Consider the following 15,370-nt stretch of genomic DNA (forward strand, 5'->3'; position numbering starts at 1 on the left):
TCAATCTCACCGCGGACAAGGAGAGTTCGGTGAAGAAGTACGACGGTCCCGATGCCGGGCAGGTCCGGCTCGACGACCCCTGGCGCGACCCCCTCGCCTCCGGCTGGGGCGAAGGGGACGGCAGCGGAGCGCCCGTGCCCACCCTTCCGGCGCCCGCCACCGAGCCGGAGCCGGGCCCGCGCGCAGCCGACATCTACCTGGAGGTCCAGCGCAGCGCCGCCTTCCAGGAGGTGCGCCGCCGTTACCGTCGCTTCGTACTGCCTGCCGGCGCGGCCTTCTTCACCTGGTACGTGGCCTATGTCATCGCCGCCACCATGGCGCCCGCCCTCATGGCCCGGCCGGTGGCCGGAGTGGTCAACGTGGCGATGATCGCCGGGCTGGCCCAGTTCCTCACCACTTTCCTGCTCACCTGGGCCTATGCCCGGCACGCCCGGCTGCGCAGGGACCGCGCGGCGCTCGAACTGCGTTGGGACACACAGGAAATGACCCGGGGAGCGCGGCCTTGAGCGGCAACCACCAGACGCTGGCGCTGCTGCTGTTCAGCGCGTTCGTCGCCGTCACCCTCGCCATCACCACCTGGGTGAGCCGCAACCGGCACGGCTCGGCCGAGGAGTTCTATGCCGGCGGCCGTCTCTTCTCCCCGATGGAGAATGGTTTCGCCATCGCGGGCGACTACATGTCCGCGGCCTCCTTCCTCGGTATCGCCGGGCTCATCGCGCTGTTCGGCTACGACGGCCTGCTCTACTCGGTGGGCTTCCTGGTCGCCTGGCTGGTCGTCCTGCTGCTGGTGGCCGAACTGGTCCGCAACTGCGGCCGGTTCACCCTCGCGGACGTCGTCGCGGCGCGGATGGGTGAGCCGAGGCTGCGGATCGCCACGGGTACCGCCTCGGTCACGGTCTCGGTGCTGTACCTGGTCGCGCAGATGGTGGGGGCCGGGTCGCTGGTCGCCCTGCTCCTCGGCGGGACGGGACCGGCGGCCCGGACGTGGACGGTTGTCGGGGTCGGCGCCCTCATGGTCGTCTACGTGTCGATGGGCGGGATGCGGGCCACGACCTGGATCCAGATCGTCAAGGCGGTCCTGCTGATGGCCGGGGCTCTCGCGCTCACCGTTCTCGTCCTGGTCCGCTTCCACGGGGACGTCAACCTGCTGCTGAAATCGGCCGCCGAACGCAGTGGGCACGGCCTCGACTTCCTGAACCCCGGTCTCAAGTACGGCGGTTCCTGGACGGCGCGGTTCGACTTCGTCAGCCTCGGGCTCGCGCTCGTCCTGGGCACGGCGGGCCTGCCGCACATCCTGTCGCGCTTCTACACCGTACCGACGGCGCGGGCGGCCCGGCGCTCGGTCGTCTGGTCGATCGGCCTCATCGGCGCCTTCTACCTCATGACGATCGTGCTGGGCTTCGGGGCCGCCGCGATCGTCGGCTCGGACGCGGTGCGCGGCTCCAACGCGGCGGGCAACACGGCGATCCCGCTCCTTGCCCTCGACCTCGGCGGCGGTGCGGGCTCCACCGGAGGCGCCGTTCTCTTCGCCGTGGTCGCCGCCGTGGCCTTCGCGACGATCCTGGCGGTGGTCGCGGGCATCACCCTGGCCTCCTCGGCCTCCGTGGCCCACGACCTGTACGCGACGCTGCGGCGACCGGGGCGCACCCGGCGCAGCGAGGTCTCCGTGGCACGGTGGGCGGCTGTCGGCATCGGGGTGCTCGCCATCGGGCTCAGCCTGCTGGTCAGTGACCTCAACGTCGCCTTCCTGGTGGGTCTCGCCTTCGCCGTGGCGGCTTCGGCCAATCTGCCGGTGCTGTTGTACTCGCTGTTCTGGCGTCGCTTCACCCTGCGGGGCGCGGTGTGGTCGGTCTACGGCGGGCTGATCCCGGCTCTCGTGCTGGTGGTCTTCTCGCCCGTGGTCTCCGGCGGCCCCGGCGCCATCGTGACGGGCGTCGACTTCCACTGGTTCCCCTTGGAGAACCCGGGACTGGTGTCCATTCCGCTCGGGTTCCTCCTGGGCTGGCTCGGCACGGTCACCTCCCGGGAGACCGCCGACGAGACGAAGCACGCCGAGGCGGAGGTGCGTTCCCTCACCGGGGCGGGCGCCGTCTGAGCGCCCCGTGGTCCCAGCAGCAGGTACGGCACCGGTTCCAGCCCTCCGAGCCCTGGTGGCCCGGCGGCCGTACGTGTGCCGAGGCCCGGCCGGGCCCTACACAGCGGTCGGCGGTTGCGGGGTGACGCTTCTGACCTCCATGCGCGCCGGCGTGCCGAGCGCGGCGCCGCAGCTCTCGGGGCGCGGGGGGCCCGGCATACTCTGTGCGACCTCCACGTGCCAGCTCCCGCCGTCCACGTGCCGGACGGTGAAGTGGTGCAGGGCCGGGTCCTCACCGGGTGGGGCGGAGGCCACGCTGAGCACTCCGGCCCGGTCCTCCCCACTCGCCTCGCGCACCGCGAGTTCGGCGGCCTGGCCCGGCCGCTCCCAGGCGGAAAGACCCCGGCAGCCGTCCGTCAGGACGCGGCCGGACCGTGCCGCGTCGAGCACGGCGCGCACCGAGGCGGTGTCCGCCCGCCCGTACGCGTACCCGTGGGGCAGGACGAGCAGGGTGGGGGAGAACCGGTGGCCTCCCAGATGGGTGGTCTCCCAGACGTCCTCGGTGCCCCGGGCCGCGAGGTCGGCGGCCAGCGGGCGTCCCAGAAGGGCGCAGCACTGGTCGCGTTTGCCGTTGGCGCACACGCAGACGAGCGGGCCACCGGTGTGCGGCGCGCCGTGCAGCACCGTGTCGAAGGAGTCGGGGGCGCCCGCGCCCAGCGCCTCCAGGTCGAGGGCGCGCAGGCGTTCCGGATCGGTCACGAGCGCCGTGTGCAGCCAGGCCCGGCCGGGCACCGTGTGCGCCGCGTAGACGCGACGTCGAGCCGGGGCTGCCGCCGGGTCGTTGCGCCCGGGACGACGGATCAGGGCCACGCGTACGCCGGTGCCCTTGGCCGCTTCCTCCAGGGCCCGCCCGAGTCCGGGGTCGAGGCGGCTGGCGGTCAGCGCCTTGGCACCCCAGGGGCCCGGCTGTTCCACCAGGAGCCAGGTACGGGCGGTGGCCGCGGTCCCGGCGAGCGGCTCGGCCAGGGTCCGCGAGACGGAGGTGCAGGTACTCACACAGGTGAGCCTAACCGCAGCGGAAACGGCGGGCTTGGGCGAGTTGGTCCGGCCGGGACGGGACCGGCCCGATCGGCGCCGACTGCACCGGCCGGGACGTGCGCCCGCGCCGACGGCACCGGCCGGGACGTGCGCCCACTCCTTGACGGCGGCCGTGGACACGTCAGGGGGCCTCGTACGCGCCGAGAGGGTTCCATGCGCTTCGCGGGAGGGCGCTGCGGAACACCGGGCAGGCAGCGGATTTCCGGAGGATCGCAAGCCGCTTGCACCCCTTGCGCTAATCTTGCAGACATGACGCGTCGACTCGCCCAAGTGGCCCAGAAGGTCGGAGTCAGCGAGGCCACGGTCAGCCGGGTCCTCAACGGCAAGCCCGGGGTCTCGGAGAGCACCCGGCAGGCCGTGCTCTCCGCGCTCGACGTCCTCGGCTACGAGCGCCCCACCCAGCTGCGCGGCGAACGCGCCCGCCTGGTCGGGCTGGTCCTGCCGGAACTGCAGAACCCGATCTTCCCGGCGTTCGCCGAGGTCATCGGGGGAGCGCTGGCGCAGCAGGGGCTGACCCCGGTGCTGTGCACCCAGACCAAGGGCGGGGTGTCGGAGGCCGACTACGTGGATCTCCTGCTCCAGCAGCAGGTCTCCGGGGTGGTCTTCGCCGGCGGGCTCTACGCCCAGGCCGAGGCGCCGCACGACCACTACCGCCGCCTGGCGGAGCGCCGGATTCCGGTGGTGCTGATCAACGCCGCCATAGAACAGCTCGGCTTCCCCGGGGTGTCCTGCGACGACGCGGTGGCCGTCGAACAGGCGTGGCGGCATCTGGCCTCACTCGGACACGAACGCATCGGTCTGGTGCTCGGCCCCGCCGACCACATCCCCTCGCAGCGCAAGCTGGCCGCCGCTCGCGCCGTGGTGGCCGCCTCGGGAGGCGAACTCCCCGACTCCCGTGTGGTGCGGGCGATGTACTCCCTGGAGGGCGGTCAGGCCGCGGCGGCCCGGCTGCTCGACCAGGGCGTGACCGGGTTCGTGTGCGCGAGCGATCCGTACGCCCTCGGCGTGGTCAGGGCGGCGAAGCGGCGCGGGCTCTCGGTTCCGGGGGACGTGTCCGTGGTCGGCTTCGACGACTCGGCGTTCATGAACTGCACCGAGCCGCCGCTCACGACGGTGCGGCAGCCGATCGAGGCGATGGGGCGGGCGGCCGTGGACCTGCTCGCGGTCCAGATCGGCGGCGGTGCGGCCGCCTCCGAGGAACTGCTCTTCGAACCGGAACTCGTCGTCCGCGGCTCCACCGGCCAGGCCCCCCGGTACGCCGAGGGGACGGCCTCCGCGTAACAGCCGGAAGCCCCGCCGCGGTCGGTCGAGGGAGCCGCACGGCTGGTGATGATCCGCCGGAGCCGTCGGTCCCGCGTCCTGGCCGTCCGTCTCTGCTCCGCCGTTGTCCGTTCTTTGCGTTTCTTGGCGGATTTTTGCGATCCTGCCGCGTCTCATGGTCCGGCCGACGCCACGGGAACGGTCATCGCGGCTCCGGCACCGGCTGACCCGCCTCCGGCCCCGTGTACGTGCCCCGGGGCCGCAGCCGCAGCGGAGCCTCCGCGTACTCCTCCAGGGCGTGGGCGATCCAGCCGCCCGTGCGGGCCACGGCGAAGACGGTCTCCCCGGCGTCGGCCGGCATCCCCGTGGCGACGGAGAGGACGGCGAGCGCCAGGTCCACGTTGGCCTCGGTCGCCGCCGTCCGCGACACCGCGCGGGCCGCCTCCAGCGCCGCGTGCGCGTACGGCAGCGGGGCCAGGGCGGTGAACAGGGCCTGCGCGCGGGGGTCCCCGACGCGGTAGAGCCGGTGCCCGAGGCCCGGGACCTGCTGACCGGCCCTCAGGTGGCCGGCGACGACCGGCGCGGCCTCGCCCCGGTCGAGTACCTCTCTCAGCATCCGGTGCGCGAGGCCGCTCGCCGCGCCGTGCAGCGGGCTGTCCAGGGCGCCGAGCCCGGCCGAGACCACCGCGTAGGGGTGGGCGCGTGCGGAGGCGGCGACCCGGGCCGCCAGGGTCGAGGCGGCCAGGTCGTGGTCGAGCAGCAGCACGAGAGCGGTGTCCAGCGCCCGGACGCCCGCAGGATCGGGCTCCCGGTCCGTGAGCCGCGTCCACAGGCGCTCGGCGAGGGGAGCGGGCGCGGTGCCGGTCGTGGCCGCCTCGGCGGCCGGGCGGCTGTCGCTCCCGCGTTTGCGGGCCTCACCGCCTCGTTCGTCCTGCGGATCGGGCCTTTCGCGGCCACGGAGCGGCAGTACGTCCACGAGGGTGGCGAGCAGCTCGCGTGCCGTGCCGGTCACGTCGGAGGGGGACAGGTGGAAGCGCAGGGGATCGGCCGCGCCCGCGGCGACCACCGCCGCCCGGAGCCGGTCGGTCGGCCCGGCGTGCGCCGACAGCGCCTCGACGGACCGGCGGGCCTCCGCCAGGAGGCGGGGAGGGGCGGGGAACCGGAGACCGGGCCGCAGCTCGCCGGTCCACAGCCAGTCGGCGACCTCCTCGTACCCGTACCGCCCGGCGAGCGCCCGGCTGTCGACGCCCCGGTAGCAGCAGGCGTCCTCAGTGAGAAGCGTGATCCCCGTCCGCAACCGGCCGAGGGCGCCTTCGGGTGTGGCCGCCTCGCGGCGGGACCGGGCCGCCAGGGCGTCCACCTCCACCGGGTCGAAGGTGCTGCCCCGGCCGCCCGGGCCCCGCAGGCGGGTGAGCTGGCCCCGGCTCACGTACGCGTAGACCGTCGCGGGCTTCACGCCGAGCCGGGCGGCGGTCTCCCGCGTCGTGAGTCGTCCGTCCGTTGCCGTGAGCCGCCCGTTCGCCGTCGTCGGCCGTTGGTCCTCGGGCCCGTCTGAGATCATGCGGCCAGGCTATCAATATTGATTCGATCAACATTGACTAATGATCGATCAATGATGCACGGTCGATCGTGTCAGGTTCGTCCTCCACCACTTCCGCTTTCCCGGCCTGCTTGATCGAGTCCCCGGAACTCGGCGGGCCGTCGAGGGTGGCCGCACTGTGTCCGGCCATCCGGCAAAGGAGTCGCCATGAGTACCGTCCCGCCCGAGCACTTCCGCACGAAGCCGGCCGAACCGGCAGCGGCCCCCACCACGACTCCCGGGTCCCCGGCCGCGCCGCGCGGCCTGTCCGGGGTGGTCGTGGCCGACACGCACCTCGGCGAAGTGCGGGGAGAGGAGGGGTTCTACCACTACCGGCAGTACTCGGCCGTCGAACTCGCGGACAGCCGCGGCTTCGAGGACGTCGCCCACCTGATGCTGTTCGGTGCGCTGCCGGACGCGGAGGAACGCGCGCGGTTCACCGCCGGGACGGCCCGACTGCGCACCCTTCCCGACGAGGTGGCCGCCGCGCTGCCGGCCCTCGCCCGGGCGACCTCGGCCTCGGGCCCGCTCGCCGGGCTGCGCACCGCCCTGTCCCTGTTCGGCGCGGCTCGCGGTTTCCGTCCGCTGTACGACCTCGCTCCCGAGGAGCGGCGCGCCGATCTGCTCGCTGCCGTCGCCGTGGTGCCGACTCTCGTGGCCGCCCTGTACCGGCTCGGCCAGGGCCTGGAACCGGTCGAGCCGCGCGCGGACCTGCCGCACGCGGCCAACTACCTCCACATGGTGACCGGTGCGGAACCCGGCCCGCGCGAGACCCGCGCCGTGGAGCGGTACCTGATCTCCACCGTCGACCACGGGTTCAACGCCTCGACCTTCACCTCCCGCGTCATCGCCTCCACGGGAGCGGACGCCGCCGCGTGCCTGGTGGGCGGGGTCGGCGCCCTGTCCGGGCCGCTGCACGGCGGGGCGCCGAGCCGGGCGCTGGACACGCTGGACGCGATCGGCACGGCCGGGCGGATCGACGACTGGGTGCGCGAACAGGTCGCGGCGGGCGGCCGGATCATGGGGTTCGGCCACCCCGTCTACCGCACCGAGGACCCCAGGTCCCGTCTGCTGCGCCGGATCGCCGAGGAGTTCGGCGGGGAGCGCGTGGAGTTCGCCAAGGAGGTCGAGCGGCGTACCGAGGCACTGCTCGCCGAACTGAAGCCGGGGCGGCGGCTGCACATCAACGTCGAGTTCTACGCCGGGGTGGTCATGGAACTGTGCGGGCTGCCCCGAGCGATGTTCACTCCGACCTTCGCGTGCGCCAGGGTCGTCGGCTGGAGCGCACAGGTCCTGGAGCAGTCCGCCGATCCGAAGATCATCCGCCCCAGCGCGCGCTACGTCGGACCCACCGCCCCCGCCCCGGTCCCGGCGCTGTCCTGAGCTGGCGTCCGCTCGCGGCCCTCCCGGCCCCGCCGCGGGGGCGGTTAGGCTGCCGCGCGTGTTACGGACCCAACGGCTGCTCCTGCGCCCCCTCGGCCTCTGCGACCTCGACGCCTGCGTCGCACTGCACGCCGATCCCCGTGTCAACCGGTTCGTCGGAGCCTGGTCCCGGGAGCAGGCAACGGCGCGCCTCACCGAGGCCGAACGGCAGTGGGCCGAGCGCGGGCACGGCCTGTGCGCGGTCGAACTCGCCGACAGCGGCACCTTCGTCGGCCGCAGCGGACTCCAGTACTGGGAGCGGTTCGACGAGGTCGAGCTGGGGTGGACCCTGCGGGCCGAGCACTGGGGGCGCGGATACGCGACGGAGGCGGCCCGCGCCTGTCTGGAGTGGGGCTTCGCCACCCTGCCGGTCGACCACGTCACCGCGCTCATGAAACCGGGCAACGACCCCTCGGTGCGCGTCGCCGAACGGCTCGGTTTCACGCCGTTGCGGCAGGACACCCTCGACGGCGGGCCGGTCACGGTGTACGCGGTCCGGCGGCCGTCCGCCCGCCCCCGGTAGCGCCCGCCTCGCGCCGTCCGCCCGCCCGGCCGCGGCTCGCGGCGCGCCGGCCGCGCCGTCCCCGCCGGCCCGCGACCAGTACGCTGGCCCGGTTCACCGGCCCGAGCGGAGGGCCGGCGGTCACGGGAGGAAGGCCATCCTTGCGCGGGCAGCAGATCCCGGTCGTGATCCTCGCCGGGTTCCTCGGGGCGGGTAAGACGACCTTGCTCAACCACCTGCTGCACAGCAGCCGGGGCAGCCGTATCGCCGTGCTGGTCAACGACTTCGGCAGTATCGAGATCGACGCCATGACGGTGGCCGGACAGGTCGGCTCCGCCGTGTCCCTCGGCAACGGCTGCCTGTGCTGCGCCGTGGACATCGAGGAGCTGGACGAGCAGCTCGCCCTGCTCACCCGGCCCGCGCACCGCGTCGACCTCATCGTGATCGAGGCCAGCGGGCTGGCCGAACCCGCCGAGCTGGTCCGCATGGTCCTGGCGAGTGAGAACCCCGGCCTGGTCTACGGCGGGCTCGTCGAGGTCGTGGACGGGGTCGAGTTCCGCGCGACCCGGCAGCGGCACCCCGAGATCGAGCGGCACCTCGGCGTGGCCGATCTCGTCGTCCTCAACAAGACCGACCGGCTGACCCCCGCCGACCGGGCCGGACTCCTCGCCGAGATCACGGCGTCCGCACGAGGCGCCGCCGTCGTACCCGCCTCCCACGGCCGTATCGACCCGGACCTGCTGTTCGACCGCAGGCCCGCCCGTGAGCGCGTCGGACAGCTGTCCTTCGACGACCTGCGCGCCGAGCGGACGGAGGGGGAGGAGGCCGCGGCCGGCGCGGGCTCGCCGAAGCGCCCCCACTCCCACCTGCACGACGGCTACGACAGCGTGTCCTTCGCCTGCGCGGAGCCGCTCGATCCGGTGCGGCTGATGTCCTTCCTCGACCGCAGGCCCGAAGGGCTCTACCGGATCAAGGGGTACGTCGACTTCGGCCCCGCCGACCCCCTCAACCGGTACGCCGTGCACGCCGTAGGACGGTTCCTCCGGTTCTACCCGGAGCCCTGGCCGCCGAGCGGCGGTGTGCCCGGCACCCAACTGGTCCTGATCGGCGCCGGAATCGACGCCGAGGGGCTGCGCGCGGCCCTCGACGGGTGCCGCGCCGACTCCGTCGCCCCCGCTGACGCGACCGCCCTGCTCGGCGGTGCCGACGCGGACGGCCAGCGCCGGATGTGGGGCGTCCTGCGCTACGTCCAGGAGCCGTCGACACCGCCGGAGGCCGAGCAGGAGCAGGAGACGGACGAACGGCGGGACGCCGCCCTCTCCTAGGAAATACCTCATGGGGGCGGTCCCGGCCGGGACCGCCCCCGCGTCCCCGGGGCGCCGGGTTCCTAGGCCGCCGGGCCCGCCACCGCCGCGACCGGCTTGTCCAGGGAGACACCGGAGCCGTCCCGGCGCGGGTCGGGCTCGGGCAGGGCGGCCGGGACCCCGGTCCGCTGGGCGGCGCGCGCCGGGGTGGGGCCGGCCCACGCGAAGCTCAGGCAGTCCTCGCCCTTCAGGAACCGCTGGCAGCGCACGCCACCGGTCGCCCGCCCCTTGCGCGGGAACTGGTCGAACGGGGTGATCTTCGCCGTGGTCTGCACCGAGTCGTCCAGGGTGCCCCGCGAGCCCGCGACGGTGAACACGGCGGCCTCGACGGCCGGGTCCACCACGTGGAAGGACAGCACCTTCGCGCCCTGAGCGAGCTTCACCCCCGTCATCCCGCCCGCGGGACGGCCCTGCGGGCGGACCACGGACGCCTGGAAACGCAGCAGTTGGGCGTCGTCGGTGATGAACACGAGGTCCTCCTCGCCCGTGCGCAACTCGGCGGCGCCCACGATGCGGTCGCCGTCCCTGAGGGTGATGACCTCCAGCTCCTCACGGTTGGCCGGATAGTCCGGCACGACCCGCTTCACCACGCCGTGCGCCGTACCGAGCGCGAGGCCGGGGGAGGACTCGTCGAGGGTGCACAGGCCCACCAGGGACTCGTCCCCCTCCAGCCGGACGAACTCGGCCACCGGGGCCCCTCCGGCCAGCGAGGGCGCGGAGTTGGTGTCCGGCAGCTGCGGGAGGTCGACCACCGCGACACGCAGCAGCCGGCCCGCGGAGGTGACGGCGCCGACCTCGCCCCGGGCCGTGGCCGGCACCGCCGAGACGATCACGTCGTGCTTGGCGCGCTTGTCCTCGCCCTCCTGGAAGGGGGCGTCGTTGGCGGTACGGGCCACCAGACCGGTCGAGGAGAGCAGGACACGACAGGGGTCGTCCGCCACCTGGAGCGGCACCGCCGCGACCGGGGCGCCCGCCGACTCCAGCAGCACCGTACGCCGCTCGGTCCCGTACTTCTTCGACACCGCGGCCAGTTCGGAGGAGACCAGCTTCCGCAGCTCCGCGTCCGAGTCCAGGATGCGGGTCAGCTCCTCGATCTCGGTGCTGAGCCGGTCCCGCTCGCTCTCCAGCTCGATCCGGTCGAACCGGGTGAGCCGGCGCAGCGGGGTGTCCAGGATGTACTGCGTCTGGATCTCGCTGAGCGAGAAGTGCGCGATGAGCCGCTCCTTGGCCTGCGCCGAGTTGTCGCTGGAGCGGATGATGCGGATGACCTCGTCGATGTCGAGCAGCGCGACGAGCAGGCCCTCGACCAGGTGCAGCCGGTCCTTGCGCTTGCCGCGCCGGAAGGCGCTGCGCCGCCGCACCACGGAGAAGCGATGGTCGAGGTAGACCTCCAGCATCTCCTTGAGACCCAGGGTCAGGGGCTGCCCGTCGACCAGCGCGACGTTGTTGATGCCGAAGGACTCCTCCATCGGCGTCAGTTTGTACAGCTGCTCCAGGACGGCCTCGGGCACGAAGCCGTTCTTGATCTCGATGACGAGCCGCAGACCGTGCTCGCGGTCGGTGAGGTCCTTGACGTCCGCGATGCCCTGGAGCTTCTTCGAGCCGACCAGGTCCTTGATCTTGGCGACGACCTTCTCGGGGCCGACGGTGAACGGCAGTTCCGTCACCACGAGGCCCTTGCGGCGGGGCGTGACGCTCTCGATCGCCACGGTCGCCCGGGTCTTGAAGCTGCCGCGCCCCGTCGCGTACGCGTCCCGCACGCCCGCGAGGCCCACGATGCGCCCCCCGGTGGGCAGATCGGGGCCCGGGACGAACTTCATCAGCGTCTCCAGGTCGGCGCCCGGGTGCCTGATGAGGTGGCGGGCCGCCGCGACGACCTCGGCCAGGTTGTGCGGGGCCATGTTGGTGGCCATGCCGACCGCGATCCCCGAGGCGCCGTTGACCAGCAGGTTCGGGTAGGCCGCCGGGAGGGTCAGCGGCTCCTGCTCCTGGCCGTCGTAGTTCGCGGCGAAGTCGACGGTGTCCTCGTCGATGGACTCCGTCATCAAGGAGGCCGCGTCGGCCATCCTGGCCTCGGTGTACCGCATCGCGGCAGGCGGGTCGTCGTTGCCCAGCGAGCCGAAGTTGCCGTGGCCGTCGACCAGCGGGACCCGCATGGAGAACGGCTGCGCCATGCGCACCAGCGCGTCGTAGATCGACGCGTCGCCGTGCGGGTGGAGCTTGCCCATGACCTCGCCGACGACGCGGGCGCACTTGACGTGGCCCCGGTCGGGGCGCAGGCCCATCTCGTTCATCTGGTAGACGATGCGGCGCTGCACGGGCTTCATGCCGTCCCGCGCGTCGGGGAGGGCCCGGGAGTAGATGACGGAGTACGCGTACTCCAGGTAGGAGGCCTGCATCTCGTCGACGACGTCGATGTCGAGGATCTTCTCCTCGAAATCGCCTTCGTCAGCCCGGGAGGTGCCCCGAGACGGGGATTTCGTGCTGCGGCGGGCCATCGCTGCTGCGGCTCCTTCGCGTGTGGATCACGGCATCGGCTGCTTCTGACGCGGACCATTGTGGACCGCCGTACCGACAAGCCCGACCTCGACCCGTCCGACGCGGCCCGCCGCGAGGCCCCGCAAGGGGTGATCGCGGGACCGTCGGCGGGCTACCGGCCCGGTGCCCGCGCACGCCGCGAGACCTTCGGAGTACGGGGAACTTCGCCAGATGTCCGTGCGGTTGCATACAGTGACAGCACGAATCGACGGACAACCATCGACGGACATCACCGGCCGCCCCCGCCGGCGCCGCGCGACAGCCGGCGAGGGGTCCGGTGAGCGAAGGGACGTACATGCCCATGGGTCACACGGCCACCGACCGGGCCGGCTCCGGCGGCCTCACAGCGACCGAGCACCGGTTGGCCAACGGCCTGCGGGTGGTGCTCTCCGAGGACCATCTGACCCCGGTCGCCGCGGTCTGCCTCTGGTACGACGTGGGCTCGCGCCACGAGGTGAAGGGCCGCACCGGTCTCGCCCACCTCTTCGAGCACCTGATGTTCCAGGGCTCCGCCCAGGTCAAGGGCAACGGGCACTTCGAACTCGTGCAGGGCGCCGGCGGCTCCCTCAACGGCACGACGAGCTTCGAGCGCACCAACTACTTCGAGACGATGCCCTCCAACCAGCTCGAACTGGCCCTGTGGCTGGAGGCCGACCGGATGGGCTCCCTGCTCACCGCCCTCGACCTGGAGTCCCTGGACAACCAGCGGGCGGTCGTGAAGAACGAGCGCCGCCAGCGTTACGACAACGTGCCCTACGGCACCGCCTTCGAGAAGCTCACCGCGCTCTCCTACCCGGAGGGCCACCCCTACCACCACACCCCCATCGGCTCGATGGCCGACCTGGACGCCGCGACCCTTGAGGACGCCCGCGCCTTCTTCCGCACGTACTACGCGCCGAACAACGCGGTGCTCTCCGTCGTCGGCGACATCGACCCTGAGCAGACGCTGGCCTGGGTCGAGAAGTACTTCGGTTCCCTCCCCTCGCACGACGGCAAGCAGCCCCCGAGGGACGGCTCGCTGCCCGAGGTGATCGGCGAGGAACTGCGCGAGGTCGTCCGCGAGGAGGTGCCCGCCCGCGCCCTCATGGCCGCCTACCGCCTGCCCGAGGACGGCGGTCGCGCCGCCGACGCCGCCGATGTCGCGCTCACCGTGCTCGGCGGCGGCGAGTCCTCGCGGCTCTACAACCGCCTGGTGCGCCGGGACCGTTCGGCCGTGGCCGCCGGATTCGGCATGCTGCGGCTCGCCGGCGCCCCCTCGCTGGGCTGGCTCGACGTCAAGACCTCCGCCGACGTCGAGATCCCCACCATCGAGGCCGCCGTCGACGAGGAGCTGGCCCGCTTCGCCGAGGAGGGCCCCACCGCCGAGGAGATGGAGCGCGCCCAGGCCCAGCTGGAGCGCGAGTGGCTCGACCGGCTCGGCACCGTGGCCGGCCGCGCCGACGAACTGTGCCGCTACGCCGTCCTCTTCGGCGACCCGCAGCTCGCGCTCACCGCCGTCGGGCGGGTCCTCGACATCACCGCCGACGAGGTCCGCGAGATCGCGGCGGCCCGACTGCGGCCCGACAACCGCGCCGTCCTCGTCTACGAGCCCACCGCCCCCGAGGGCGACCCCGCCGCGCGGGACGACGCCGCGGACACCGACCAGGACGAGGAGGCGGCACAGAAGTGAGCGACGCCGTGCAGAGCACCATGGAGTTCCACCCGCAGCCCCAGCCCGGCACCGCGAAGCCCTGGGCCTTCCCCGCGCCCGAACGCGGCACCCTGCCCAACGGGCTGACCGTGCTGCGCTGCGACCGCCCCGGCCAGCAGATCGTCGCCGTGGAGGTGTTGCTCGACGTCCCGCTGGACGCCGAACCGGCCGGTCTCGACGGGGTCGCCACGATCATGGCCCGCGCCTTCACCGAGGGCACCGACAAGCACTCCGCCGAGGACTACGCGGCCGAGCTGGAGCGCTGCGGGGCGTCCCTCGACGCGCACGCCGACCACCCCGGCGTCCGCATCTCGCTGGAGGTCCCGGTCTCCCGGCTGCCCAAGGCGCTCGGCCTGCTCGCCGACGCCCTGCGCTCCCCGGCCTTCGCGGACGCCGAGATCGAGCGGCTCGTGGCCAACCGTCTCGACGAGATCCCGCACGAGGCGGCGAACCCGGCGCGGCGCGCGGCGAAGGAGCTGTCGAAGCGGCTCTTCCCCGCCGACAGCAGGATGTCCCGCCCCCGCCAGGGCACCGAGGAGACGGTCTCCGCGATCGACTCCTCGGCCGTCCGCGCGCTGTACGAGAGGCATGTCCGCCCGGCCACCTCGACCGCCGTCGTGGTCGGTGACCTCACCGGTGTCGACCTCGACGCCCTGCTCGCCGAGACCCTCGGCGCGTGGACCGGGAACACCGCGCAGCCGCTGCCCGTGCCGCCGATCACCGCCGACGACACCGGCCGCGTCTACATCGTCGACCGTCCCGGTTCCGTGCAGACCCAGCTGCTCATCGGCCGGATCGGCGCGGACCGGCACGACCGGGTCTGGCCCGCGCAGGTCCTCGGCACGTACTGCCTCGGCGGCACCCTGACCTCGCGGCTGGACCGGGTCCTGCGCGAGGAGAAGGGCTACACCTACGGGGTGCGCGCCTTCGGCCAGGTGCTGCGCTCGGCCGCTCCGGCCGCGGGCAGCTCGGTCGCGCCCGGCGCCGCGATGCTCGCCATCAGCGGCTCGGTGGACACCGAGTCCACCGGTCCCGCGCTGGAGGACCTGTGGAACGTCCTGCGGGTGCTCGCCGCGGACGGGCTCACCGACGCCGAGCGCGAGACCGCCGAGCAGAACCTCGTGGGCGTCGCCCCGCTCAAGTACGAGACGGCCGCCGCCGTCGCGGGCACCCTGGCCGACCAGGTGGAGCAGCAACTGCCCGACGACTTCCAGGCCCAGCTGTACCGCCGGCTCGCCGAGACCGGCACCGTCGAGGCCACCGCCGCCGTGGTCAGCGCCTTCCCGGTCGACCACCTCGTGACGGTCCTGGTCGGGGACGCCGCGCAGATCGCCGAACCGGTCCGAGCCCTCGGTATCGGCGAGGTCACCGTCGTCGAGGGCTGAGGCCCGCCCGGCGCGAGCCGAACCCGCTGACGCGGTCTCAGGGCCCCGGTGCGCCTTCCGAAGACGGAGGGACACCGGGGCCCTGGCGCGTCCGCGTGACGGGCCGTCCGCCGCAGGCTCCCTTCCGTCCCCGGCGGCCCTCCCTCCGTTCCCCTCCTCTCCCACCTTTGTCCCGAATGCCGTATGACGCCCTGTCTGCGCTGTGGCATGCGCGACAAAACGCCGGTTCCGTTTGTTGCGGCCCGGATGTCCCGTTTAGCGTCGGTCCGGCTGTTCGTCAGGTACCCGTCGCACCAGCGGCACCGGGCAGTCATCGCCGAGTCCCGAGGCGCGAGCCGAGGGAGCCGGGGACCCAGGTTTCACTGGGGTGAATCGGCCACCGCCCGGCGGTGACCGTAGGAGACCTTCCTGCTCCGAACCCGTCAGCTAACCCGGTAGGCGAGAGGGAAGGAAAGGAT

At 73.2% G+C, this 15,370-nt stretch carries 11 protein-coding genes and 1 riboswitch; of the genes, 8 read left to right on the top strand and 3 right to left on the bottom strand.

What is annotated here, in order from left to right; genetic code table 11:
• The first annotated feature begins 29 nt into the window (after positions 1-29).
• Together AB0J21_RS14855 and AB0J21_RS14860 are read left to right on the top strand one after the other, a co-directional pair.
• Complete coding sequence (locus tag AB0J21_RS14855; RefSeq protein ID WP_363146332.1) at positions 30-506, top strand: DUF485 domain-containing protein; 477 nt, start codon at positions 30-32, stop codon at positions 504-506.
• Positions 503-2,095, top strand: a complete 1,593-nt coding sequence (locus AB0J21_RS14860) for a cation acetate symporter (protein ID WP_363146334.1) — start codon at positions 503-505, stop codon at positions 2,093-2,095. Before AB0J21_RS14855 ends, AB0J21_RS14860 begins: the two co-directional genes overlap by 4 nt.
• Before the next feature lie 96 nt (positions 2,096-2,191).
• On the opposite strand, the gene AB0J21_RS14865 is transcribed toward AB0J21_RS14860, so the two are convergent.
• Positions 2,192-3,130 (bottom strand): sucrase ferredoxin, encoded by a 939-nt coding sequence (locus AB0J21_RS14865; protein WP_363146335.1) that lies wholly within the window; start codon positions 3,128-3,130, stop codon positions 2,192-2,194.
• 291 nt (positions 3,131-3,421) lie between these two features.
• Here AB0J21_RS14865 and AB0J21_RS14870 point away from each other — a divergent pair, with 291 nt between their 5' ends.
• The gene (locus AB0J21_RS14870) at positions 3,422-4,453 is read left to right on the top strand and encodes a LacI family DNA-binding transcriptional regulator (protein ID WP_363146336.1); all 1,032 of its coding nucleotides are present in this window, start codon (positions 3,422-3,424) and stop codon (positions 4,451-4,453) included.
• Between the two features lie 181 nt (positions 4,454-4,634).
• Here the strand turns inward: AB0J21_RS14870 and AB0J21_RS14875 are convergent, their stop codons facing one another.
• Positions 4,635-5,993 (bottom strand): citrate synthase, encoded by a 1,359-nt coding sequence (locus AB0J21_RS14875; protein WP_363146337.1) that lies wholly within the window; start codon positions 5,991-5,993, stop codon positions 4,635-4,637.
• 186 nt (positions 5,994-6,179) lie between these two features.
• On the opposite strand from AB0J21_RS14875, the gene AB0J21_RS14880 reads away from it, so the two are divergent.
• The 3 genes from AB0J21_RS14880 to AB0J21_RS14890 all read left to right on the top strand — a co-directional run bounded on the left by AB0J21_RS14880 (position 6,180) and on the right by AB0J21_RS14890 (position 9,260).
• Entirely contained in the window at positions 6,180-7,394 is a 1,215-nt protein-coding gene (locus AB0J21_RS14880) for a citrate synthase (RefSeq protein ID WP_363146338.1), read from the top strand.
• Between the two features lie 58 nt (positions 7,395-7,452).
• Complete coding sequence (locus AB0J21_RS14885) at positions 7,453-7,956, top strand: GNAT family N-acetyltransferase (protein WP_363146339.1); 504 nt, start codon at positions 7,453-7,455, stop codon at positions 7,954-7,956.
• Between the two features lie 140 nt (positions 7,957-8,096).
• Complete coding sequence (locus AB0J21_RS14890; protein WP_363146340.1) at positions 8,097-9,260, top strand: GTP-binding protein; 1,164 nt, start codon at positions 8,097-8,099, stop codon at positions 9,258-9,260.
• 62 nt (positions 9,261-9,322) lie between these two features.
• Here AB0J21_RS14890 and AB0J21_RS14895 read toward each other — a convergent pair whose 3' ends face one another.
• Positions 9,323-11,797 (bottom strand): DNA topoisomerase IV subunit A, encoded by a 2,475-nt coding sequence (locus tag AB0J21_RS14895; RefSeq protein ID WP_363146341.1) that lies wholly within the window; start codon positions 11,795-11,797, stop codon positions 9,323-9,325.
• 335 nt (positions 11,798-12,132) lie between these two features.
• Between AB0J21_RS14895 and AB0J21_RS14900 the strand changes: the two genes are divergently transcribed.
• Both AB0J21_RS14900 and AB0J21_RS14905 read left to right on the top strand, forming a co-directional pair.
• On the top strand, positions 12,133-13,506 hold the full coding sequence (locus AB0J21_RS14900; protein WP_363146342.1) for a pitrilysin family protein: 1,374 nt from the start codon (positions 12,133-12,135) through the stop codon (positions 13,504-13,506).
• A gap of 20 nt (positions 13,507-13,526) precedes the next feature.
• Positions 13,527-14,912, top strand: a complete 1,386-nt coding sequence (locus AB0J21_RS14905; protein WP_363146720.1) for a pitrilysin family protein — start codon at positions 13,527-13,529, stop codon at positions 14,910-14,912.
• Positions 14,913-15,216: 304 nt separating this feature from the next.
• Positions 15,217-15,368, top strand: a riboswitch (cyclic di-AMP (ydaO/yuaA leader).
• Positions 15,369-15,370: the final 2 nt, after the last annotated feature.

Source organism: Streptomyces sp. NPDC049954, from assembly GCF_040656295.1.
Classification (GTDB): Bacteria; Actinomycetota; Actinomycetes; order Streptomycetales; family Streptomycetaceae; genus Streptomyces.

What these genes read in the sequence shown, in the direction of transcription:
- AB0J21_RS14870 (WP_363146336.1), top strand. Translation starts at nt 3,422, where the DNA reads ATGACGCGTCGACTCGCCCAAGTGGCCCAGAAGGTCGGAGTCAGCGAG.
- AB0J21_RS14875 (WP_363146337.1), bottom strand. Translation starts at nt 5,993, where the DNA reads ATGATCTCAGACGGGCCCGAGGACCAACGGCCGACGACGGCGAACGGG.
- AB0J21_RS14880 (WP_363146338.1), top strand. Translation starts at nt 6,180, where the DNA reads ATGAGTACCGTCCCGCCCGAGCACTTCCGCACGAAGCCGGCCGAACCG.
- AB0J21_RS14895 (WP_363146341.1), bottom strand. Translation starts at nt 11,797, where the DNA reads ATGGCCCGCCGCAGCACGAAATCCCCGTCTCGGGGCACCTCCCGGGCT.
- AB0J21_RS14900 (WP_363146342.1), top strand. Translation starts at nt 12,133, where the DNA reads ATGCCCATGGGTCACACGGCCACCGACCGGGCCGGCTCCGGCGGCCTC.
- AB0J21_RS14905 (WP_363146720.1), top strand. Translation starts at nt 13,527, where the DNA reads ATGGAGTTCCACCCGCAGCCCCAGCCCGGCACCGCGAAGCCCTGGGCC.